Source organism: Gammaproteobacteria bacterium (assembly GCA_035279405.1).
Taxonomy (GTDB): domain Bacteria; phylum Pseudomonadota; class Gammaproteobacteria; order Natronospirales; family REEB76; genus REEB76.
This window is the reverse complement of sequence record DATEHU010000026.1, coordinates 527,006-548,905: the sequence shown is the minus strand read 5'-3', so window position 1 is coordinate 548,905 and position 21,900 is coordinate 527,006. Positions and strand designations below refer to the sequence as shown.

The window sequence follows — 21,900 nt, the reverse complement described above, 5'->3', positions numbered from 1 at the left end:
GAGCGCTCATGGTAAGCGCAGCGCACGCGCGCAGGCAATCCACGGGCTGCGGACCCGATGGCCGCTATATGGAGTAGCCGAAATGCCCCGCATAAGGCCGCAGGAGGTCCAGCGCTGCGCCGAAATGGCGCTGATAACGCTGCCAGCGGTTGACGGCGTCGCTGTACACCGGACGGATGACCTGGTGGTAGCTCGGCGTATAAATGCGGCCGCGTCGCTGCGCGTGCGCCGTGTGATCGGCCAGTTCTTCCGACCACGCCAGGCCGAGGAATTCCAGCAGCGCCTGCAGGCTGGAGTGCGTATCCGTCACCAGTTGCTCGTAGCGCAATTCATGGACTTCGAGAGGTAAGGCATCACGGTAGCGCAGCCACAGGTCCATGACCCGCCGGTAAACCTCAGCGCTGGTTTCGAGATCGAGAAGATTCGCGAGTACCGGACTGCGGCCGAAAGGCTGCATGAAGCAGGACAGCACCACGTCGCAAGGATGGCGCAGTGCGAAGATGAAGCGCGTGCCGGGCAACAGGCGCTGGATGAGGCCGGCATGCGTCGAATGGAACGGATTCTTGTCCACCACCAGCATGCCTGCTTCCGGCCGCGCCAGTTTGGTGACGGCGTTCAGATACACGGTGCTCAATTCCGCCAGCTGCTCGGCGCTGAGCGAGGCGACGGCGCGCGGGTAACTCCCGGGCAAGGCGCGCACCCGGTCGAGCACCTGTCCCAGGCACGGTTCTTCTTCCAGCACGCGCACCTTTGGGTGGGCATCGAGGAAGGTGTCCATGAGGGTCGTGCCGGAGCGCGGAAAGCTCACCAGAAAAGCGGTCTGCAATTGCGAATCCGCGGGCTTCGTGCGCGGCAGCGCCCGGAGCCAGGCGGGCGTGCAGATATCCAGCAGCATGTCGAGCTCTGCGAGATAGGCGCGCGCGCCATCCGCGAGTTCCGGCCAGGCTTCCAGCGTCAGCCGGTTCCCGAGCTCGAAATGCCGGTAAGCCTCGTCGCTGTCACCCTGCAGGTCATGATTGCGCCCCAGCTCGAATTCCAAGCTGCGCTGCAGTTCCTTGTTCAATCTCGGTTGCTTGAGGGCATCCTTGAGGCGGGCAATGGCAGACTCCGTGCGGCCGCGCCTGCGCAGACATTTGGCAGCCACCAAAGCGAGTCTCGCGGACTGCGGCTCGAGTTGCAGTGCCTGCGCGAGCACCGCTTCGGTTTCGTCCAGGCGGTTGGTCTGTTCCAGCAGGGTGGCGAGATTGATCCACACGGCGGCATTGCGCGCATCGAGCTGCGTGGAGCGCTTGTACGCGTCAATGGCTGCCGCGTAGTCGTGTTCTCGGTTCAGGGCGAGAGCGAGATTGTTGTGGATGCGGGCGTCATTCGGCTCAAGCTGCAGAGCTTGCCGGTAAATCGTGATAGCGGCCTCGCTTTCGCCCAGTTCCTTGAGCGTCACACCGAAGTTGTTAAGCAGTCCGGCGTCGGCCGGTCCGTGGTGCAAGGCCAGCTCGAACTGCCGCGCAGCTTCGGGCCACTGCTGGAGGTTGAAATGCGCCGTACCGAGCGCACGCAGAATGCCGGCGTGCATCGGCGCCAGGCGCGCCGCCGCTTGCAGACAGGGCAGGGCCTCTTCAGCGCGGCCGTCGTCCAGCAGCACGCTGCCGAGCAGGAACCATGCGCCCGTGTGTTGCGGCGACTGCTGCAACAGCTGACGCGCCAGCTGTGCGGCCTGCGTGCGCCGGCCCTGCTCGTAGGCTTGAGAGGCTTGTTCAAACAACGGCGTCTCGGCCGCGGCCTCGTTCACAGGCGGTTGCCCAGTCGCTGCAGACGCGCGTTAATGTCGGCGAGCGGGGGCAGCACCGGTTCGAGTTCCGCCGCGTGCCGCCGCCATTTGTCCTTGGCCGGCGGCGTGAGCGTGTGACTTGAATACGGCAACTGCGCGGGCAGGCTGCGGAGCAGTTGCTGCGGTACCGCAAGTTGCATGAAGGCACTCGCGCGTGCAAACACGCCCGCCGGATCGCGCAGCAGTTCCGCGTAATCCAGCGTGCGCCAGCGTTCACGCGGCAGCTTCTCGAGGGCCGCGAGGATGGCTTCGTTGGCCGCGCGCCACTGCTGCGCAACCACCTGTGCCAGCGGCTGCCCGGCCAGGACGCGCCACCCCGGGGTGAGCAGCAATGACCAGGGTGGGCCGGGCCAACCCGGCAGTTGCGGATAGGTGATGAACTTTCCCGATTGCCAGGCATCCAGCATGCTGCCCAGACTCGCGGCGGGATCCCGATGCAGGAACAAAAATTGCGCATCGGGGAACAGAGATAGCAGAAAACCGACGCGCAGTGCATTCTTGGGTGTCTTTTCCAGGATGCGCACCGATTCCGGACGCTGTGTCTCGGGTATTTCAATGAAGTTTTGTCCGCGGGCATTGCCGATCTGCCAGCTCAGGTTGCGCAGCAATTGTGCGGTGATGTCCGGCATGGCATCCGCGGCCTCGAGGCGGTTGGAGTCGTAACCGCGCTCGCGCGGCGCCAGCCCCGGAATGTTTTCGAATTGCGCGTGGCTTTCATCCGGCAGGGTCCACAGGTCCGGATGCCGGGCCAGCAGTTCAAACAACAGGGTACTGCCGCTGCGCGGCGCCGCCAGAATTATCAGCGGGCATTCGAAGCGCGGCGGGGTGAGAGTAGCGAGGAATTCCTGGAATCCGGGAAACAGCGGCGGCAGGAAGCGCTGCAACACCAGCGGGAGGTGCGCGCCGTTGCTCGGCAGGCGCAGGTCGGATGCGGCCGGGGCGACGCTGTTCAGGCTGCGTTCCAATAGCAAAGCGAAGGATGCGTGCCCGCTCGCATGCGGGCCGTATATGGCCCACAGAGCTTGCCACTGATTGGCGAGATCCATGAGCGTCTGTTCCACCTGCGCTTGCCCGGCTGAGCGCGCAGGCTGGCTGCGCAGATCCGCGATGAGTTCCTGCGTCATGTTGCGCACCACCGCGGGGTGGGCCACCGGCTCGCGGTTGAAGCGTTCGAGTGCGAAGTCGGCGCGCTGCTGCGGCTGGAATTCGACGCGTGTTGCGGCCACGCGATCCGAGGATGCCGGTCGGGCCGACACCATGCGCCAGAATTCCGCACTGCCGACGGTATCCACCACCAGATGGATGCGCGTGATTCCGCTCGGGTTGGTCACGCGGTGCGGCCGCCAGTTATCGAATATCCAAGCATCGCCGGCGCGCATGTGGATCTCGCTGCTGCCGCACTGAAACCGCACCTGCGCATCGGTAATCACGGGCACGTGGATGCGGATGCGCTCGCGCCAGTAGTAGTCTATGTCGGTGTGGGCGGTGACCTCGGCGCCGGACGCAAGGCGCATGAGCCGGGAACGGCCAATGACGGTGTGGAAACTCGCCAGCACCTGGCGCAGATAGGGACAGCGCTCCAGGCGCGGGCTGGTGCGCATTTCGCCGGCGAGGTCGTCATTTTCGCCGCCGTCGCGGGATACCAGAATGAGCGCGGAATTTCCCGCGAACCCCTGCGGATGGGCGCGCCAGTCGCTTTCCGAAAACTGCCCGATCTCGGCCTGCATACGCGCGGCGTCGAAACTCAACGGAAGCTGGATGAAGGGTGTGGGCAGCCGCATGCGTGAAAGCCGGTAGCGCGAAGCGTGCGGCACTATAGCGAATGGCGGTTGCCGCCTTCAAGGGAAGACGCCGCCAGGCACGCGGGTTACACTGGATGGCATGCACAGCATGCCGGACAAGCGCCAGTACATTTCTGGCTGCAAGCGCCTGCCGTATGCGGTAGATGCGCCACGCCTGCAGGCGGAAGTAGCGGCGCTGCCGCCCGTGGTCTGGGGCAATGTCCGCGCGCCGGTGCATCAGGAAACCGTGTCGGTGTTCCTCAGGGGCCAGGCGCCGTTGCAGGGTGCGGCGGAGGACGTGGACCAGCCGCTGCTCAGCCAGTGTCCTTATATAAGGCAGTTGCTGCACGAGGTGCTGCCCGGCCGCTGCGGCAAGTGCCTGCTGGCGTCGTTGCGGGCCGGCGGACTCGTGTATCCCCACACCGATGCCGCCAATGACTATTTCCTGGGCTCCTTTCGGGTGCACGTGCCGGTGTTCACCAGCAGTCAGGTGCATTTCTTCTCCGGCCGGCGCCTGTTCCAGATGGCGGCGGGCGAGGCCTGGTCCGTGAACAACCTCGCGCCGCATGCGGTGCTCAATCTGCACCCGCGCGCGCCGCGCGTGCATCTGATATTCGACATCTTTCCGGACGCGTCCTCGGTGGAATTGCTGGCGCGGTTGCCGGAAGCGCCCGGGACGGAAGACGAAGTGCTGTTCAGCCAGGTGGCGAGCCGGCGGCCGGCCGCCGTTCAGAAGCCGTAAGCGTAAGTGTCCACGAGCTCGGCATCGCGCACCGCGACCAGCGCGCGCAGCTCGGCATCGTAATAGCCGCGGTAATCGCGCCGCGCCGAGGCGTTGACCGGTGGATTGTTGAGTATCGCGTCCCGCAGTTCGGCAGTGACCGGCTGCCCGACAGCCTGCAGCGCGTCGAGCAAATCCGCGCGCAGGTACTCCATGCGGCCGGCATGCAGGCCGTCGGCGCGCGTGCCCAGGAAAAACATGTAACGCCACAGCCAGGTGAAATAGCCGCGGCTTTCATCCTCGTAGGCCAGGATGTCTGCGCGCGTAATGCCGCTCCCCAGGTTGCCCTCGCGCGTCTCGGGTAGTGCGGTGCCGATCGCCGTACGCATTGGGCGCGAGCGCTCGCAGCCGAGATGCAGCATATTGATGAGCGTGTGCTTGAAGTCCAGTCGGCCGTCGGCGGACACCGCACGGAAGATCGGGTTGCGCTGCGGTTGCGCAAGATTGAACGCGTACCAGGATACATACCAGTTCCAGGGATTGCGCACGAAGCCGATGACTGGTAAGCCACGCAGTTCCAGCGGTGCCGCGCTGCGCGGCAGGTGATAGCCTATGGCGCGCGCGTCCGGGAGGTGGCGCAGCAGCACACGGTTGACAAACTGGCCGCCGGTTTTGTGCAGATGCAGAAACAGAAAACGTCGCGTGGCAATCACGTTGCGCCGCTCACGCCGCGGACTTGGAAATCACCCGGCACCCTGCGCGGTCTTGGGGCCCAATTTGAATGCACTGATCGCCGTCACCAGCGACGTAACGCCGGCACGTTCGGCCTCGGTCAACAGCGGATTCCAGATTTCGGTGATGAGCACCGCGCGCAGCCGGTCACTCCTGTTCCAGGCCTCGTGCTGGAAACTGTCGTCAAAGATCAGGCACTGGCCCTCGGTCCAGCCGCGCGTTTCATTGCCGACGCGGATGGCGCAATCCGGCGGCACGATCAGCGGCAGGTGCACGGCGAGCTTGTAGTTGCCGAGGCCGTAATGCGGCGGAATATGCGTGCCCGGGCGCAGCACCGAGAAGAACGCCTCGGGCGCATGCTCAGGGATCTGTGCTAGCGGCAATGCATGAAGCGCCTGCAGGGTAGCCGGGCAGCGCGCGGCATTCGGTTCAACGGGCTTGCCGCCCTTGAGCAGCTGAAACGCGCTCCATTGCGGCGATTGATTCAGCGCGCTCCATTCTCGGGGGTCTTGTCCGGCGTCAATCTGTACGTAAGGCTTGAGTCCCTGCGGATCCTGCAGGACGGCTTCGAGTTCCGCGCGGATGGCGGACTTGGCCTGCTCCAGCGTCGTGAGCCATGAAAAATCCGCGCGTTCAAAAAATGCCTTTGGTTCGATGCCCGGGAGGTAAAGATAGGCGGGGCGCTGCAAAGTGTGCCGGTATTCCGCCGCTGCGGTGCCCATGAAGATGGCGCCCGCCGTGCGTACGCGCGCGAGTGCGGCCTCACCGTATTTGTCCTGCAACGGCAGCAACTGCTCGGCCAGTGCGAACGCCTGACGGGCCCGCAGGTATTCGGCGGCATGCTCGATAAGCGCGCGCACCTTGGCGGGAATGGAGGGGTCCTTGGCCATGACTTCGGGGGGCTGCGGGAGGCAGCTCCAGGCGCGTTGGTAGCTGACCACGGCCTCCTGATCCTGGCCCATGCGTTCCAGCAGTGCACCTTTGTGCATTAAAGCAGTGAAAAACTGCGGGCGCAGCGCCAGCGCCTGATTCAGGGCGGCCAGCGCCATTTCCGAATCGCCTTTTGCATTGTGGACCAGACCCAGGTTCTGATACAGGATCGGCCGCTTGGGATCTACGCGCAGTGCCTGCTCGACGAGGCGCTGGCTTTCATCCAGTTGCCCGCGCTCCAACGCACGCACCGCGAGAAACTGCAGGGCACGTACGTGATAGGGCGCAGTTTCCAGGATGACACGGTAGATTTTTTCCGCTTCCGTGAGTTCGCCGCGCTCCGCCAGCCGACGGGCACTGTCGGCAAGCGTGGAAATCTGCCAGGCTGGATCGGGTGGGGCCGGGGGCATACGGGCTTCAAGAATGCGCGAGTGGCGCAGATTGTGACATAGGCGGGCGACCGGCGTCACGGGCCAACAGCATTGCAGTGCGCATGGGATGCCGCCGGCGGCACCTGTGTATATAGTATGAACATGAAACCGGTACTCCCGTGAACGCCACGCCTGATTCCGCATTGCTGCAGAGCGCGCAAGCCGGCAATCCCCAGGCCCAGACGCGCGTGGGCATCGGATTGTTCTCGCGCGGTGAGCATGCGCAGGCGCGCACGTGGCTCGAGCGTGCCGCGCGCCATGATGTCCCCGAAGCCTGCAATTTGCTGGGTTTGATGCATCTCAACGGCATCGGAGTTCCCCAGCGGCCGGCGCTGGCGGCCGGTTTCCTGCAACGGGCCGCTGCGTGCGGACTGAAAGAGGCCTGTTACACGCTGGGGAATCTGATGTTCAACGGCATCGGTGTGCCGGTGGACGCAGCACGCGCCAGTGACTTGCTGTTGCAAGCTGCTGAATTGAATCACCTGCCGGCCTTGCGCACGCTCGGCCTGTTGCACTGCCTCGCCGAGCATGGGTCCACGCAAAATGCCGTCGCGCTTTACTGCCTGCGACTTGCGGCACAAGGCGGCGACGCGCTCTCCCAATATCTGCTGGCTACGCAGTTGCTGCAGCAGTCCGCCGCAGCACAGCAGGCTGAAGGCCTGCACTGGCTGGAGCGGGCCGCGGGTCGTCAGGTTTATTGTGCCGTGGCGCGCCTTGAGCGCTTGGCATCCGGAGCGGACCGGGAGCGCTGGCAATCAATCGCCCAGACGTACCGTCCGGGGGCGGCGCCAGAACGCCCGCCCGCCTTGACGGTTCCGAATCTGGAGAAACTCGCGCACACCGATGCCGCAGTCGTGGACACCATGGTACCTGGTACCGTTTGGCAGATCACCCAAGTGCTGGCGCCGCTCATGTGCGAGCATTTCATGAACCTGGCCAGGCCGGCGCTCACGCCTTCCTACGTCGCGGATCCGGATAGTGGCAAACTGCTTACCAACGACGTGCGCACGAGCAGCTCGATGTTTTTCCAGCTGAGCCTGTACGATTTCATCGCCGGCCTGGCGTTGCGACAGATCGCGCACCTCGCCGGTCACGACATCGCTCAGGCAGAACCGCTGGCGGTATTGCGCTATCTGCCGGGTCAGCAATACAAACCACACTTCGATTACTTCGTGAGCCGTGGCAACCGCGAGGAGTTGGTGGACGGGCGCGGTGGCCAGCGACAGACCACGCTGTTTGTATATTTGAATGATGTGGAAGCCGGTGGCGAGACCGATTTCCCGCTGCTGCATGCCTGCGTGCTGCCGGCACAGGGCAAGGCGGTGAAATTCGTGAATCTCGATGCGCACGGTGAACCCGACACCCGCACGCTGCACGCAGGCAAACCGGTGATTCGTGGGGAAAAATGGCTGTTGACCGTGTGGTTCCGGCAGCGGCCGTTCGTGTGGGGTGAATTGCAGGCCTAGTCGGGCGCGTAAGCGACGTTTTCTCGCGAGCGCCGTTCCGTTACACTATATATGTTAGCGAGCGGCTTGCGTGCCGCCTGAACAATATTCCGCAGCCTGCTTGAAATTGTTGGCATTTTCCGCATGTGTCTATGCCGAACCGGGGCAGGACCTGCGGGTGCATTGCCGGTGAAAATGAGCGCATCCTACCAACAACGTTACCAGAGCACCCCCCTGTCGGGCGGTAACGCCGACTATGTCGAAGCTCTTTACGAGCAGTACCTCGCCAATCCCTCCGCAGTGTCTGCCGAGTGGGCAGGATATTTCCGCGCGCTGGCGGCGGGAGCCACGGACACGCCGCGCTTGCCCATCGAACGGCAGCTGGCCGCGAGCGCCCATGCGCACCGACTGGCTTCGGGACCGGGGAACGGCGGCTTGCATCCCGAAGCCGCGGAGAAACAGGCAGCCGTCATTCGCCTAATCGAAGCTTACCGGGGGCGCGGCCACCTGCGCGCCAAGCTCGACCCCTTGGGGCTGAAGCCGGTGCCGGCGGTCCCGGACCTGGAACTCGCGTATCACGGGCTGAGCGAGGCCGACATGCCCACGGTGTTCAGCAGCGTGTCGCTCACCGGGCCCGATCGCATGCCGCTTGCGGATATCTGGAGCATGCTGCGCGCAACCTATCTGGGCACGATCGGTTTCGAGTTCATGCACATGACCAGAGGCGAAGAACGCGTGTGGTTGCGCCAACGCGTCGAAGCCGCGCGCGCCAAGGCCCAGCTCACGCGCGACGAGCGACTGACCATCTTCAACTCGCTGGTGTCCGCCGAAGGCCTGGAGAAATACCTGCACACCCGTTATGTCGGGCAAAAGCGTTTCTCCATTGAAGGCGGTGAGTCACTGATTGCAATGCTGCATGACCTGGTGAATCAGGCGAGCCGCCAGGGCGTGCACGAGACCGTGATCGGCATGGCGCACCGTGGCCGGCTGAATGTGCAGATCAACGTGCTCGGCAAGTCGCCGCAGGAGCTGTTTGAGGAATTTGCCGGCACCTACGATCCGAAGGTGGACCTGGGTTCGGGCGACGTGAAGTATCACCTGGGTTTTTCCTCCGACCTGCGGGCTGCGGGCGGCATGATGCACGTGGCCCTGGCGTTCAATCCCTCGCACCTCGAGATCGTGGACCCGGTGGTGGCCGGTTCGGTGCGCGCGCGCCAGGAGCGGCGTGGTGATGTGCAAGGCGTGACCGTGCTGCCGGTGATGATTCACGGTGACGCGTCGCTGAGCGGCCAGGGCATCTGCATGGAAGTGATGCAGCTTTCCCAGGCACGCGGTTTCCACGTGGGCGGCACGCTGCACATCGTGCTTAACAACCAGATCGGCTTCACCATCAGCAACCCGCAGGACGCGCGTTCCACGGCCTATTGCACCGATATCGCCAAGATGCTGGAAGCTCCGGTGTTCCACGTCAACGGTGACGATCCGGAAGCCGCGGTATTCGCCACGCGCCTGGCGTTGGAATACCGGCAGAAGTTCCACAAGGACGTGTTCATTGATCTGGTGTGCTACCGCCGGCACGGACACAACGAGGCCGACGAGCCGGCCGCCACGCAGCCGGTCATGTACCGGGATATACGCGCACGCAGCACCACACCGGCGCTGTACGGCGAAAAGCTGCAGCAGGCGGGACTGGTGGACGAGGGTGCTCTGGACAAGGCCGTGGACGTTTATCGCAAGCGGCTGGATGCCGGACAACCGGTGGCACCGGGTGTCGGCCCGCCGGTAGCAAACCAGTACACCGTGGATTGGAGCCGCTACCAGCAACATCACTGGCACGAGGACGTGGATACGCGGCTGCGCGCCGACCGGCTCAAATTCCTCATGGACGCCATGAACCGCGTGCCTGCGCAAGTCGAGCTGCATCCTACGGTGGCGCGCATCTACGATGCGCGCCGCAAGATGGCGCAGGGCGCGCAAGCCATGGATTGGGGATTTGCGGAGACGCTGGCTTACGCGAGCCTGGTGACCGAAGGCTATCCCGTACGGCTCACCGGCCAGGACACCGCACGCGGCACGTTCTTCCACCGTCATGCGGTGTTGCACAACCAGAGAGACGGGAGCACCTGGACACCGCTCGAACACCTGGCGCCGGACCAGAAACACTTCACGGTGGTGGATTCGCTGCTCTCGGAAGCGGGCGTGATGGCGTTCGAATACGGCTACAGCACGGCCGAACCGGATACGCTGGTGATCTGGGAAGCGCAATTCGGCGACTTCGCCAACGGCGCGCAAGTGGTGATTGACCAGTTCATTTCCGCCGGCGAGGCCAAGTGGGGGCGGCTCTGCGGCTTGATGCTGTTCCTGCCGCACGGCTATGAAGGCCAAGGCCCCGAACATTCCTCGGCACGGCTTGAGCGCTACCTGCAACTCTGCGCCGAGCACAACATGCAGGTGTGCGTGCCCTCCACGCCCGCGCAGATGTTCCACATGCTGCGCCGTCAGATGCTGCGCCCATATCGCAAACCGCTGATCGTCATGACGCCCAAGAGCCTGCTGCGGCACAAGCTCTCGGTGTCCTCGCTGGCGGATCTGACCCACGGGCGCTTCCACGTGGTGATTCCGGAGATTGACGCGCTCAAGGCGGCCAATGTGCGGCGCGTGGTGTTCTGCTCCGGCAAGGTGTATTACGACCTGTTGCAGGCACGGCGCAAAGCCAAGATTGACGATATTGCGATTGCGCGCCTGGAGCAGTTGTATCCATTCCCGCACGATGAGTATGCCGAGGTCATCAAGTTCTACGCCAATGCCCGCGATATCGTGTGGTGCCAGGAAGAACCGCAGAATCAGGGCGCATGGTATGAAATCCGCCATCGCCTGCAGGAGCCGCTCACCGCCAGGCACGTGTTGCGTTATGTAGGGCGCGCGGCCTCGGCCTCGCCGGCGGCCGGCTATGCACAACTGCATAAAGAACAGCAAAATGCGCTGATTCAGGAAGCGCTGAGCGACAAGCCGGCACCGGTGCAAATCGGCAGCCGTGACAACACCAAGACCCGGGCCGTATCGGAGAAGGCATGAGCATCGAAATCAAGGTTCCGGCACTGCCGGAGTCCATTCAGGACGCCACGCTCGTAAGCTGGCACAAGCAGCCGGGTGACGCGGTCAAACGCGACGAAAATCTGGTGGACATCGAAACCGACAAGGTCGTGCTCGAGTGCCCGGCGCCCGCGGACGGCGTGCTCAAGGAAATCCGGCAGCCGAACGGCGCGACGGTGACGGCCGATCAGGTGATCGGCATCCTCGAACCCGGCGCGGTGGCGGCCAAAACTGCTGCGGCACCCGCACCGCCCGCCAAGCCCGCTACACCCCCGGCGGCGACTCCGGCTCCCAAGCCGGCACCTGTTGCCCCGGCGCAGGCGTCACCGGCGCCGGCGGCGGGGCGTGATTTGCCCCTCAGTCCGTCGGTGCGGCGGCTGGTCGAGGAACATCAACTGAATCCCGCCGCGATTCAGGGCACGGGTCTCGATGGACGACTCACCAAGGGCGACGTACTCGACTTCATCAATCGTGGCGGTACTCCGGGGCCCGCGAGTGCCGAAGCGCCGGCGATGGCCGGTGCCGCGGCGCACGCGCCGTCCGGCACACGTCAGGACCGGCGCGTGCCGATGACGCGCATGCGCGCGCGGATTGCCGAGCGCCTGGCCCAGTCTCAGGCGAGCACCGTGATGCTGACTTCGTTCAACGAAGTGGATCTCTCCGAGGTCATGGCCTTGCGTCAGCGCTACAAGGAGAAGTTCGAGAAAGAGCAGGGCGTGAAGCTCGGCTTCATGTCGTTCTTCGTCAAGGCGGTGATCGAGGCGCTGAAAAAATACCCGGTGGCGAACGCCTCCACCGAAGGCAATGACATCATTTATCACGATTACTGGGATATCAGCGTGGCGGTATCCACGCCGCGCGGCCTGATGACGCCGGTGCTGCGCGACGCCGACCAGATGAGCTTCGCCGAGATCGAGAAAACGCTCGCGGACCTCGCGCTGCGCGCGCGTGACGGCAAGATCAGCATAGAGGAACTCACCGGCGGCACCTTCACCATCACCAACGGCGGGGTGTTCGGTTCGCTGTTCTCCACGCCCATCATCAATCCGCCGCAGAGCGCCATCCTCGGCATGCACACCATCAAGGAACGGCCGGTGGTGGTCAACGGCCAGATCGTGGCGCGCCCCATGATGTACATTGCGATTACCTACGACCATCGCATCGTGGACGGCCGCGAAGCGGTGCTGTTTCTGGTGTCGGTCAAGGATTCGCTGGAAGATCCCGCAAGGCTGCTATTGCAAATTTGATTTCCTTGCTTGTCCCATCTCTCCCCGGCGGGGATGGTCAGGTTGAGGGATCACTTATGAGAGCGTCTAATGAACTGCCACAGTGAATACCAAACGCTCGAAATCCCCCCTGACCCCCCTTTTGCAAAGGGGGTACGCATCGCGTGCGGGGGGATTTTCGGAAATTGCGCATCTTGCAAGGTGTGCGAAGGAAATTTGAATGAACCAATCTTTTGATGTCATTGTTATCGGCGCCGGTCCGGCCGGCTACGTGTGTGCGATCCGCGCCGCACAGAACGGTCTGAAAACCGCGTGTGTGGATGACTGGAAAAACCTCGACGGCAAACACGCATTCGGCGGTACCTGCCTGAATGCCGGCTGCATCCCCTCGAAGGCCTTGCTGGAATCCTCGGAGATGCTCCATAAAACACAGCACGAGTTTGCCGCGCATGGCATCCAGGTCGGCAACGTGAAGATGGACGTGGCCGCGATGCAGGCGCGCAAAGCGAAAATCGTGCAAACCCATACCGGCGGCATCGCACTGCTGTTCAAGGGCAACAATGTCACCGGCATCCCGGGGCGCGCACGCCTGCTGGCGAACGGCACGGTGGAAGTCACGGACTTCGGCGATCCAAAAAAGAAGGACATCCTCGAAGCCAGGCACATCGTGCTGGCCGCGGGCGCGGAGCCGGTGGAGCTCAAGGTCGCCCCCTTCGACGGCAAGAGCGTCGTGGATTCCTGGGGCGCACTGGAATTTTCCACGGTGCCGAAACGCCTGGGCGTGATCGGCGCCGGCGTCATCGGCCTGGAGCTCGGCAGTGTCTGGCACCGGCTCGGCGCGCAGGTCACCCTGCTCGAAGCCATGGAGCAGTTCCTGTTCATGGCCGACCAGCAGATTGCCCGGGACGCGGAGCGCCAGTTCCGCAAACTGGGCCTCGACATCCGCCTGGGCGCGAAAGTCACCGGCGCGAGCCAGGGCAAGGCCAGCATCACGGTGAACTACGAGGACAAGGACGGCAAGCACACCCTCGAGGTGGACAAGCTGATTGTGGCGGTGGGGCGGCGGCCCGCGACCCGGAATCTGATCGAGGACGGCAGCGCCGTGAAGTGCGACGCGCGCGGCTTCATCCAGGTGGACGAGGAATGCCGCACCGGCGTGAAAAACATCTGGGCCATCGGCGACTGCGTGCGCGGTCCGATGCTGGCGCACAAGGGTTCGGAAGAAGGCATCATGGTCGCGGACCTGATCGCCGGCAAAGTCGCGGAAATGAATTACGAGGTGATTCCCTCGGTGATCTACACCTGGCCGGAAATCGCCTGGGTAGGCAAGACCGAGGAGGAACTGAAGAAGCAGGGTGTGAAATACAAGGCCGGCACGTTTCCCTTCGCCGCCAACGGCCGCGCCAACGCCATGGAAGCGGGCACCGGCCGGGTAAAGATGCTGGCGCAGGCCGATAGCGACGAGATACTGGGTGTGCACATTTTCGGTCCCATGGCTTCCGAGATGATTGCGGAAGCCGCCACCGCCATGGAATTCCGCGCCAGCGCCGAAGACCTGCAGCGCACCATTCACGCGCATCCCACGCTGGCGGAAGCCATGCACGAAGCCGCGCTGGCGGTGGACAAGCGCGCCATTCACGTGCTCAACCGCTGACGCCGGTGTTCCCGCACCGGCCAGGACGCTGACGGCCATTTGCCTTTGCATTGCGTATCTGTGACGCAGCGATTAAGGTTTGCATCCATGCGCCAGATGCTTTGTGCAATAGTTCTGGGCCTGCTGCCGTTCGCGGCCGCGGCGCAAACACCATCGCCGCCCGCTGCAGTCCCCTCGCATGCGGTGGTATTCATGTATCACCGCTTTGGAGATGCGCGCCATCCGTCCACCAACGTTACGCTTGCGGATTTCGACGCCCAATTGAACTGGCTTGCGCAGCGCCACTATCAGGTGTGGCCACTGGCGAAGGTCGTGGACTATCTCAGGGCGCGTCGCCCGATTCCCGATCATGTGGTGGCCATCAGCATAGATGACGCCTATCAAACGGTGTACGAGTATGCCTACCCGCGGCTCAAGGCGCGCGGCTGGCCGTTCACCGTGTTTGTCTCAACCGATGCCGTGGACCAGCACCTGCCGGACTTCATGACTTGGGACGAGCTGCGCGAAATGCAGCAGCATGGCGCAAATTTCGGCAATCACACCATGGATCATGCACACCTGGCGTTTCGCAACAAGGGCGAGACGGATCTCGCCTGGGCTGACCGCATGCGCAAGGATATTCTGGGTGCCCAGGCGCGCTTGCAGGCCGAACTCGGGCCACAGACCAATTCCGATCCCAAACTCTTCGCGTATCCTTACGGGGAATACGATCAGGACCTGGCGGAGCTGGTCACCGGGCTGGGCTATGTCGCCTTCGGGCAGCAGGCCGGCGCTATCGGCGAGCCATTGGATACACGCGCCCTGCCGCGTTTCCCCATTGAGGAGGGTTACAGCGCGATTTTGCAGTTTGTCTTGGATGCGACCAGCTTGCCCATGCCGATCGCATCAGTGCTGCCGTGGAATCCACTGGTGACTTCCGCCAACAATCCGCCACGGCTGGAGGTGAGCCTGGTGCTGGGGCGGGTACCGCCCGCGGAGCTGCATTGCTACCTGAACGGGCCGCCCATGCCGGTCACCTGGCTGAATGCGGAGCGCACCCGGTTCGCCGTCCAGGCGCCGGCAGCCGTAGGTGTCGGGCGTACGCGTTACAACTGCACCGCGCTGGTCAACGGGCGCTATTACTGGTACAGCAAGATGTGGCTGTTGCCGCCACCGCCCTGATTGGCACTGAATCCGCGCAGGATCCCGGAGGAAAAAAGCAAGCGCGAGTGTACTACCGACCGCTATTGCTTGGGCAACGGCGGGAATTTCGCGGGATCGAAGCCGCCGACCTCGAATTCCAGGGTTTCCTTGCCATGGCTCTTCGTTACCACATCCATGGTGATGACCTTGGCTTTTTCCAGGGCCACGATGAATGTCTGGTCGTCCTTGATGAAGATGGCGGGCTCTCCGGTGGTGGGCGGAAACGCCTTCCAGACTTCGTGCTTGCCATCGAAGGACATCGCCACGTCACAGAGTTTCCGGCAGACGAAACCGTTGCCGCTGCCGAACAGGTACACGCTCTGGCCCCAGTTTTCGTGGCGGCGCAGGATCAGTTGCACGTCGGCGCCGGCCGGCTCGCTGGTGTAGATGCTGGCGGTGTACTGAAGGCCGCCCGCGTCCGTGGCCGAGTAAACCCACAGGTTTGCAAGTCGCCGTTTGGTTTGGGCCGCGGCGCGGGCTTTTATTTCAGGCAATGATTTCTGCACTTCCGCCGCAGCCGGGGTGCCGGGATATTTTAGGACAATCTGCTCGCCCAGCTGCGCGGCCTGCACCGCATCGGACATGGCCAGCAGGCGCTGATATTGCGTCAGATCCTTGTTGGCGGCGACCTGGCCCGACGCTGGCGTCGCCGATGACATCGCGTCTTTACGCGAGCATCCGGCAACCGGCAGGACTGCGGCGGCGCAGAGCGCGATGGCCGCTGCGGGCAGCAAGAAACTCAGCACCGTGCGCCGGAACATGTGCCGAGTGTAACGCGAACGTCCCGACCGCGGGGTCCTGGACGGCGTGAGCGCCAACATCGGGTCCGGCGTTTCCGGGGGTTGAGCCTTGCGCGGTGTGGGGCACAAGCCAGCCTCGGGCTTATCCGCCGGAATTGCCCAAGGTGAGGCTGGAAAGTTTGCCGAGGTCGTTGCCGCGGATCATGGCGCGGATATTGTCGATGTACGCGCTGCCGGTAATCGAATAGCGATTCAGGGCTCCAGCCAACTCGAGTGCATCCAGCGCTTGACCACTGGCGCGCATGTGCGCGCGCATATTGCGGAAGTCCACATACGCGAAGCCTATGTTGATATTGTGCAGATAGGCACGCACCGAGCTTTGCAGGTCAGGGTAGACGCGCACCAGGTGACTGGCATCGCCGGGACGGTTGACCGGCACGCTGCCCTGTTCGCTGTCCCAGGTCCAGATGCCGAACAAATTGTTGGCCTCAAGCGCAAAGCGCGAGGTTCCCCAGCCGCTTTCCTGCGCCGCCTGCGCGAGCACCAGTGCAACCGGGATGATGTCCACGCGGCTCAAGAGCGTTTCGCGCACTTTGGGATCGTTCAGGTCGCCGCTTACCTTGTACTGATTGGCTATGCTCGCCAGTTCCTGGCCGGCGTCTGACAGCGGATCAATGCTGCCGTGCCCAAACTGCTGCAGCAGAAACACCCGCTGGTTCCAGATGTGCAGGTTTTCCGCCAGCACCATGGGCAGGAGCGCGCGAAAAAATACCGTCTTCTTCTCTTCCGGGTCCAGGGTGTTAAAACCGTAGGGCAGGCTCTGGATGGCATACGGCGGCACCGCAGCTTGCGGCGGCCAGGAGTAGTCCTGGCTGGAAAAAATGTTCTCGAGCGCCGTGGCTGAGGGCGGCTTGATGGGAATCAGTTTGGCCTGGGCAATCAGCGGTGGCGGGGGAGCCGGGCGCTGCCCGTGGTACCAGACAATGAAGCCTGCGGCCAGGAAGGGGATCGCCGACAGCAGCATGTAGCCGAGGAAGCGGCTGACACGGCCGACGAGATTGGGTCTGGGTTGCCTGGGGATATGGCCTCGGATGACCCGTTCCTCGTGATGGGACAGGGGGAATGTAGTCCATGAAAGTGCCGAAGGGAACCCCCCGATGCAGCCCGCGATCCGCGTGGTTCCGGCACAGAATCAGGTCCCGGCCAGGACGGGTGTGGCAAGGATTCCGGGATTGCCGTGGGGTTTTGAAGCCTGACGCCGCTGCAGCAAATGCCGCCCGGTCCGGAACGGCAGCCGATGCACGCTGCAGAATTGCGGGCGCAGCCGCTGATCAATCCGCACGCGGGAATCCAGATAGCGGCGTGCCGCTGTGTCTGCTGGAGTGCGTAGAAGCGCAAATCACGCCGGCACGTATGCGTTGAGACTGCAGAATTCACCGATTTGACGCTATCATAAGCACCAGTACTGGATTTACTTCTGGAGGAGGCTAAACATGCTCATGCGCCGCGCGGGCTGGCTGATGGTGTTCATGCTTGCGGCGTGTGCCGCGTTCGCGGCTCAGGCGAATGACCTGAACGTAAATCTGGGCAGCAATGCCGCGTCCATAAATTATGCGGCGGGTCTCACCAATACCGGGCTGCAAGCCGAGGTCGGTTACCTGCATCACACCGATTACGTGGACATCGGCAGCGCCGGCCTGACCGTGGTGGGCAACGCCAACCCGGTGGGCTCGCCGTTTGTGTTTGCCGTGGGCGGCAAGCTGTTCTTCATCAGTCCCAAGCAGTACAACGGCAATGGCACAGTGCTGGCTCTCGGCGGGCATTTCAATTACACCTGGCCGACCTACAACCGCTTCACCATTGGTGGTGAGCTGTACGTGGCACCCAAGGTTGTGTCCTTCAACAATGCGGATCGCTACCTGCAGTACGGGGTAACCGCCGGCTATGAAATCCTGCGTAACGCCGAACTGTACGTCGGCTACCGGCACGTGTCCGCGGCTTTTACCGGCACCAGCACGGTAACCCTGGACAACACCTTCATGGTGGGGCTGAACCTGAGCTTCTGAGTTGCGCGACGGTGAACCATGTCCGGTCACAGCAAGTGGGCCAACATCCAGCATCGCAAGTCTGCCCAGGACGCCAAGCGCGGCAAGCTGTTTACGCGCCTGATCCGCGAGATCACCACCGCCGCACGTCACGGTGATCCAACTCCCGGCAACAATCCACGCCTGCGCCTCGCGGTGGACAATGCCCTGCGCGCTAACATGACCAGGGACACCATCGAACGCGCCATCAAACGCGGTGCGGGCGAACCCGGAGCTGCGGCACTGGAAGAGGCACGCTACGAGGGCTATGCACCGGGCGGCGTAGCCATCATCGTCGAGTGCCTCACCGACAATCGTACGCGTACCGTGGGCGAGGTGCGGCACGCGTTCACCAAGCACGCAGGCAACATGGGTGCGGACGGTTCGGTTGGCTATCTGTTCAACAAATGCGGCGTGCTCAGGTTTGCAGCTGGAAGCAGCGAAGCGGCATTGATGGAGACGGCGCTCGCGGCGGGCGCGGAGGACATCCTGACGGCCGAAGATGGCAGCTTCGAGGTACTCACCGATCCAGTCGTGTTTCACGACGTCAGGCAAGCCATGGAAAGCGCCGGTCTGATGCCGGAATCCGCCGAGGTCACACTGCGTGCGTCCACCGCGGTGCCGCTCTCGGTCGAGCAGGCGCCAGTGGTGCTGGCGTTGCTGGAAGCACTCGAAGACCTGGATGACGTGCAGGCGGTGTATTCCAACGCCGAGTTTCCCGAGGCCCTGCTCAAGGCCTCGTGAGCCAGTGGCGGTGCGCATACTCGGCATTGACCCCGGTTCGCTGTTCACCGGTTACGGCGTGGTGGATTATGACGGACAGCATCTGGGGCACGTGGCCAGCGGCTGCATCCGCGTGACCGGCAGCGATTTCAGTGCACGCCTGCGCGGAATTTTCCAGGGTGTAGGCGCGGTGCTGGCGGAATTCAGGCCCGAGGAACTGGCGGTGGAAAAGGCCTTTGTGCACAAGAATGTCGACAGCGCACTGAAACTGGGGCAGGCGCGCGCCGCCGCCATTTGCGCCACGCTCGAACTGGATGTGCCGCTGTTCGAATATACCCCGAGAGAGGTGAAACTGGCGCTCACCGGCAAGGGCGGCGCGGACAAGCCGCAGGTGCAACACATGGTCAAAATCCTGCTGGGTCTGCAGGGACGCATGCAGCCCGACAGCGCCGATGCGCTGGCTGTGGCCATCTGTCACGCCCACAGCCGCCGGCTGCGCCGGCAGCTGGCGGAGGCACGATGATCGGATTCCTGCGCGGCCGCATTCTGCAGCGCCAGGCGCCGCACCTGCTGGTGGATGTGCAGGGCGTGGGCTACGAAGTCGAGGCACCGATGTCCACGTTCTACGGTCTGCCCGAGGTGGGCGCCGAGGTCATGCTGTATACGCATCTCGCAGTGCGCGAGGACGCGCATGTACTGTTCGGCTTCGGCACAGAAACCGAGCGGCGCCTGTTCCGTGCGCTGATACGCGTCAACGGTGTGGGGCCGCGCTTGGCGCTCACCATCCTCTCGGGAGTAAGCGTGGAGAATTTCGTGCGCTGCGTGCGTGACAATGACAGTGCGGCGCTCACGCGCCTGCCGGGCATCGGCAGGAAAACCGCGGAACGCCTGGTGGTGGAGATGCGCGACCGCCTGGAGGATGCCGGCGGCGACGCCGTGACCCGCAACGCGCCGATGACCGCGCGCGACGAGGCCATGTCGGCGCTGGTAAGCCTGGGTTACAAACCGCCGGAAGCCGGTCGCATGTTGCAGGCCATCAAGGACACCGGCATCAGCAGTGCCGAATTGATCCGCCGCGCGCTGCAGAACGCGGCGCGCGCCGGTTAATGCCGCAGTGATGACCGACGAACGCCTGGTAGCGGCCCGGACCACGCCCGAGGACGAGGCCATAGACCGCAGCATCCGGCCGCGCACGCTGGCCGAGTACATCGGCCAGCCGGCGGTGCGCGAGCAGATGGAAATCTTCATCGGTGCCGCACGCCAGCGCCAGGAAGCGCTCGATCATGTGCTGATTTTCGGGCCGCCGGGCCTGGGCAAGACTACGCTGGCGCACATCATCGCGCACGAACTGGGCGTCAATCTGCGCCAGACTTCGGGTCCGGTGCTGGAGCGACCCGGAGATCTGGCGGCGCTGCTCACCAATCTCGAACCGCGTGACGTGCTGTTTGTGGACGAAATTCATCGCTTGAGCGCGGTGGTGGAGGAAGTGCTGTATCCGGCACTCGAGGATTACAAGCTCGACATCATGATTGGCGAAGGACCCGCGGCGCGTTCCATAAAGCTCGACGTCCCGCCGTTCACGCTCGTGGGCGCCACCACACGCGCGGGTCTGCTGACATCGCCCCTGCGCGACCGCTTCGGTATCGTGCAGCGTCTGGAGTTCTACAGCCACGAGGAACTGGCGCGTATCGTAGCGCGCGCGGCGCACATTCTGGCCCTGGCTTGTGACGCCGGCGGCACGCGTGAAATCGCCACGCGTGCGCGCGGTACGCCGCGCATCGCAAACCGGTTGTTGCGCCGGGTGCGGGATTTTGCCCAGGTGAAGGCCGATGGCCGCATCACGGCGGCGGTGGCGCGCCAAGCCATGGACCTGCTGGAGGTGGATGTACACGGTTTCGATCAACTGGATCGCCGCCTGCTGCTGACCGTGATCGAAAAGTTCGATGGCGGGCCGGTGGGCGTGGACAGTCTGGCGGCAGCCATCGGCGAGGAGCGCGGCACCATCGAGGACGTGCTCGAGCCGTTCCTGATCCAGCAGGGGTATTTGATGCGCACCGCCCGCGGGCGCATGGCCAGCAAGGCCGCGTACCAGCATTTCGGCCTGAAGCCGCCGGCGCGCGATCCATCCGTGGACCTGTTTGACGGCGCTCCGGGCTGAAGGTGTGGCGTACGGAACCAAACGCAGGCCGCTTGGTCACGGCGGCGTAACCGGTAAACCGGCACTGGTCCCATACGCTGTATTCACCTGGCCGGTGCGCGTGTATTACGAGGACACCGACGCGGGTGGCGTGGTGTATCACGCCAATTATCTGAAGTTTCTGGAGCGCGCACGCACCGAATGGCTGCGTCATCTGGGTTTCGAGCAGGACGACCTGCGCCGGCGTTTGGGCATATTGTTCGTGGTGACCGGCCTGAAGCTCGACTATCATAAGCCCGCGCGTTTCAACGACGAGCTGGCGGTAAGCGTCAAAATCCTGCACCGGCGGCGCGCCAGCCTGACGTTTGCCCAAGCGCTCCACCGTCTGGACGCGGAGCACGCACGGCTGTGTTCCGCCGAAGTCACGGTAGTGTGCGTGGACAGCGCAAGTTTCAAACCCCAACCCTGGCCGCGGGAAATCGCGGTGGAGCTGCAGTAAATGAATGGTCAGGAATCGTTTCTGGAAATTGCCCTGCACGCGAGCCTGGTGGTGAAAATCGTGCTGCTCATCCTGGTAGCGGCATCGCTGGCCTCCTGGGCGGTGATTTTCCGCAAACACCGCATGCTCAGAGAGGCGCGGGTTGCCGCCGACACCTTCGAGAAGCGCTTCTGGTCCGGCGGCGAGATTGCCAACTTTTACAAGGAGATCAGCGGCGCAGGCGCGGAGAGCGGCATGGAAAGCATCTTTGAATCAGGCTTCGGCGAATTCGCACGCCTGCGCAAGCAGAGCGACGCCCAGGGTCTGGTCATCGAGGGTTCGCGCCGCGCCATGCGCGTGGCGCAGCTGCGCGAGGTGGATCGGCTGGAGGAGCATCTGTCATTTCTGGCCACGGTGGGTTCCACCAGTCCGTACGTCGGATTGTTCGGCACCGTGTGGGGCATCATGAATGCGTTTCACGGCCTCGGCAACGTGCAGCAGGCCACTATTGCCATGGTGGCGCCGGGCATTTCCGAAGCGCTGATTGCCACCGCCATGGGCCTGATCGCGGCGATTCCCGCGGTCATTGCCTACAATCGCTTCGCCAACCATGTGGAGCGCCTGGAAACGCGCTTTGACGGTTTTCTCGACGAATTTTCCACCATCCTGCAGCGCCACGTAGGCACACGCGCCGTGCCGGCGCAGGGGTAACAAT

Annotated in this window: 19 protein-coding genes; 13 read left to right on the top strand and 6 right to left on the bottom strand. The window is 63.6% G+C overall.

The annotated features are described in order from the left end of the window. Nucleotides 1-64 precede the first annotated feature (64 nt). Nucleotides 65-1,789 (bottom strand): sulfotransferase, encoded by a 1,725-nt coding sequence (locus VJR90_06220; GenBank protein HKV97066.1) that lies wholly within the window; start codon nucleotides 1,787-1,789, stop codon nucleotides 65-67. Next, entirely contained in the window at nucleotides 1,786-3,609 is a 1,824-nt protein-coding gene (locus VJR90_06215) for a sulfotransferase (protein HKV97065.1), read from the bottom strand. Before VJR90_06215 ends, VJR90_06220 begins: the two co-directional genes overlap by 4 nt. Nucleotides 3,610-3,709: 100 nt before the next feature. On the opposite strand from VJR90_06215, the gene VJR90_06210 reads away from it, so the two are divergent. Beyond that, nucleotides 3,710-4,351, top strand: a complete 642-nt coding sequence (locus VJR90_06210) for an aspartyl/asparaginyl beta-hydroxylase domain-containing protein (GenBank protein ID HKV97064.1) — start codon at nucleotides 3,710-3,712, stop codon at nucleotides 4,349-4,351. Here VJR90_06210 and VJR90_06205 read toward each other — a convergent pair. Together VJR90_06205 and VJR90_06200 are read right to left on the bottom strand one after the other, a co-directional pair. Then, nucleotides 4,339-5,043: a hypothetical protein gene (locus VJR90_06205; protein HKV97063.1), complete on the bottom strand. Its 705-nt coding sequence runs from the start codon at nucleotides 5,041-5,043 to the stop codon at nucleotides 4,339-4,341. The two genes, VJR90_06210 and VJR90_06205, sit on opposite strands and share 13 nt — an antisense overlap. A gap of 30 nt (nucleotides 5,044-5,073) precedes the next feature. Continuing rightward, complete coding sequence (locus tag VJR90_06200) at nucleotides 5,074-6,402, bottom strand: aspartyl/asparaginyl beta-hydroxylase domain-containing protein (protein HKV97062.1); 1,329 nt, start codon at nucleotides 6,400-6,402, stop codon at nucleotides 5,074-5,076. Nucleotides 6,403-6,542: 140 nt separating this feature from the next. Here VJR90_06200 and VJR90_06195 point away from each other — a divergent pair, with 140 nt between their 5' ends. The 5 genes from VJR90_06195 to VJR90_06175 all read left to right on the top strand — a co-directional run bounded on the left by VJR90_06195 (nucleotide 6,543) and on the right by VJR90_06175 (nucleotide 15,002). Next, nucleotides 6,543-7,889 carry a 2OG-Fe(II) oxygenase gene (locus VJR90_06195; GenBank protein ID HKV97061.1) on the top strand — a complete coding sequence of 449 codons (1,347 nt, stop codon included), beginning with the start codon at nucleotides 6,543-6,545 and terminating at the stop codon, nucleotides 7,887-7,889. A gap of 174 nt (nucleotides 7,890-8,063) precedes the next feature. Beyond that, the gene (locus tag VJR90_06190; GenBank protein HKV97060.1) at nucleotides 8,064-10,943 is read left to right on the top strand and encodes a 2-oxoglutarate dehydrogenase E1 component; all 2,880 of its coding nucleotides are present in this window, start codon (nucleotides 8,064-8,066) and stop codon (nucleotides 10,941-10,943) included. Further along, nucleotides 10,940-12,208, top strand: coding sequence for a 2-oxoglutarate dehydrogenase complex dihydrolipoyllysine-residue succinyltransferase (odhB, locus tag VJR90_06185; protein HKV97059.1), 1,269 nt, complete (start codon nucleotides 10,940-10,942; stop codon nucleotides 12,206-12,208). The genes VJR90_06190 and odhB overlap by 4 nt, the downstream gene beginning before the upstream one ends. A 199-nt stretch (nucleotides 12,209-12,407) precedes the next feature. Beyond that, a complete protein-coding gene (gene lpdA / locus VJR90_06180; protein HKV97058.1) occupies nucleotides 12,408-13,841 on the top strand; it encodes a dihydrolipoyl dehydrogenase in 1,434 nt (477 codons plus the stop codon). Between the two features lie 87 nt (nucleotides 13,842-13,928). Continuing rightward, on the top strand, nucleotides 13,929-15,002 hold the full coding sequence (locus VJR90_06175; GenBank protein ID HKV97057.1) for a polysaccharide deacetylase family protein: 1,074 nt from the start codon (nucleotides 13,929-13,931) through the stop codon (nucleotides 15,000-15,002). A gap of 62 nt (nucleotides 15,003-15,064) precedes the next feature. Here VJR90_06175 and VJR90_06170 read toward each other — a convergent pair whose 3' ends face one another. Then, nucleotides 15,065-15,784 (bottom strand): hypothetical protein, encoded by a 720-nt coding sequence (locus tag VJR90_06170; GenBank protein ID HKV97056.1) that lies wholly within the window; start codon nucleotides 15,782-15,784, stop codon nucleotides 15,065-15,067. A gap of 121 nt (nucleotides 15,785-15,905) precedes the next feature. Next, on the bottom strand, nucleotides 15,906-16,787 hold the full coding sequence (locus tag VJR90_06165; protein HKV97055.1) for a glucosaminidase domain-containing protein: 882 nt from the start codon (nucleotides 16,785-16,787) through the stop codon (nucleotides 15,906-15,908). 469 nt (nucleotides 16,788-17,256) lie between these two features. Here VJR90_06165 and VJR90_06160 point away from each other — a divergent pair, with 469 nt between their 5' ends. The 7 genes from VJR90_06160 (at nucleotide 17,257) to tolQ (ending at nucleotide 21,896) form a co-directional block, all read left to right on the top strand. Then, a complete protein-coding gene (locus tag VJR90_06160) occupies nucleotides 17,257-17,829 on the top strand; it encodes a YfaZ family outer membrane protein (GenBank protein HKV97054.1) in 573 nt (190 codons plus the stop codon). A gap of 18 nt (nucleotides 17,830-17,847) precedes the next feature. Continuing rightward, a complete protein-coding gene (locus VJR90_06155; GenBank protein ID HKV97053.1) occupies nucleotides 17,848-18,591 on the top strand; it encodes a YebC/PmpR family DNA-binding transcriptional regulator in 744 nt (247 codons plus the stop codon). Between the two features lie 10 nt (nucleotides 18,592-18,601). After that, the gene (gene ruvC, locus VJR90_06150) at nucleotides 18,602-19,093 is read left to right on the top strand and encodes a crossover junction endodeoxyribonuclease RuvC (protein ID HKV97052.1); all 492 of its coding nucleotides are present in this window, start codon (nucleotides 18,602-18,604) and stop codon (nucleotides 19,091-19,093) included. Then, entirely contained in the window at nucleotides 19,090-19,677 is a 588-nt protein-coding gene (gene ruvA / locus VJR90_06145) for a Holliday junction branch migration protein RuvA (GenBank protein ID HKV97051.1), read from the top strand. The genes ruvC and ruvA overlap by 4 nt, the downstream gene beginning before the upstream one ends. Nucleotides 19,678-19,687: 10 nt before the next feature. Further along, nucleotides 19,688-20,728: a Holliday junction branch migration DNA helicase RuvB gene (gene ruvB / locus VJR90_06140; GenBank protein HKV97050.1), complete on the top strand. Its 1,041-nt coding sequence runs from the start codon at nucleotides 19,688-19,690 to the stop codon at nucleotides 20,726-20,728. A 64-nt stretch (nucleotides 20,729-20,792) separates the two neighbouring features. After that, nucleotides 20,793-21,206, top strand: a complete 414-nt coding sequence (gene ybgC, locus VJR90_06135; protein HKV97049.1) for a tol-pal system-associated acyl-CoA thioesterase — start codon at nucleotides 20,793-20,795, stop codon at nucleotides 21,204-21,206. Beyond that, nucleotides 21,207-21,896: a protein TolQ gene (gene tolQ, locus VJR90_06130; GenBank protein HKV97048.1), complete on the top strand. Its 690-nt coding sequence runs from the start codon at nucleotides 21,207-21,209 to the stop codon at nucleotides 21,894-21,896. Nucleotides 21,897-21,900: the final 4 nt, after the last annotated feature.

Bases quoted from the DNA above. Each gene is read 5' to 3' on its own strand.
- VJR90_06200 (HKV97062.1), bottom strand. From the start codon at position 6,402: ATGCCCCCGGCCCCACCCGATCCAGCCTGGCAGATTTCCACGCTTGCC.
- VJR90_06155 (HKV97053.1), top strand. From the start codon at position 17,848: ATGTCCGGTCACAGCAAGTGGGCCAACATCCAGCATCGCAAGTCTGCC.
- VJR90_06190 (HKV97060.1), top strand. From the start codon at position 8,064: ATGAGCGCATCCTACCAACAACGTTACCAGAGCACCCCCCTGTCGGGC.
- ruvB (HKV97050.1), top strand. From the start codon at position 19,688: ATGACCGACGAACGCCTGGTAGCGGCCCGGACCACGCCCGAGGACGAG.
- VJR90_06175 (HKV97057.1), top strand. From the start codon at position 13,929: ATGCGCCAGATGCTTTGTGCAATAGTTCTGGGCCTGCTGCCGTTCGCG.
- tolQ (HKV97048.1), top strand. From the start codon at position 21,207: ATGAATGGTCAGGAATCGTTTCTGGAAATTGCCCTGCACGCGAGCCTG.
- VJR90_06170 (HKV97056.1), bottom strand. From the start codon at position 15,784: ATGTTCCGGCGCACGGTGCTGAGTTTCTTGCTGCCCGCAGCGGCCATC.
- VJR90_06215 (HKV97065.1), bottom strand. From the start codon at position 3,609: ATGCGGCTGCCCACACCCTTCATCCAGCTTCCGTTGAGTTTCGACGCC.
- lpdA (HKV97058.1), top strand. From the start codon at position 12,408: ATGAACCAATCTTTTGATGTCATTGTTATCGGCGCCGGTCCGGCCGGC.
- ruvA (HKV97051.1), top strand. From the start codon at position 19,090: ATGATCGGATTCCTGCGCGGCCGCATTCTGCAGCGCCAGGCGCCGCAC.
- VJR90_06165 (HKV97055.1), bottom strand. From the start codon at position 16,787: ATGCTGCTGTCGGCGATCCCCTTCCTGGCCGCAGGCTTCATTGTCTGG.
- VJR90_06210 (HKV97064.1), top strand. From the start codon at position 3,710: ATGCACAGCATGCCGGACAAGCGCCAGTACATTTCTGGCTGCAAGCGC.
- odhB (HKV97059.1), top strand. From the start codon at position 10,940: ATGAGCATCGAAATCAAGGTTCCGGCACTGCCGGAGTCCATTCAGGAC.
- VJR90_06160 (HKV97054.1), top strand. From the start codon at position 17,257: ATGCTCATGCGCCGCGCGGGCTGGCTGATGGTGTTCATGCTTGCGGCG.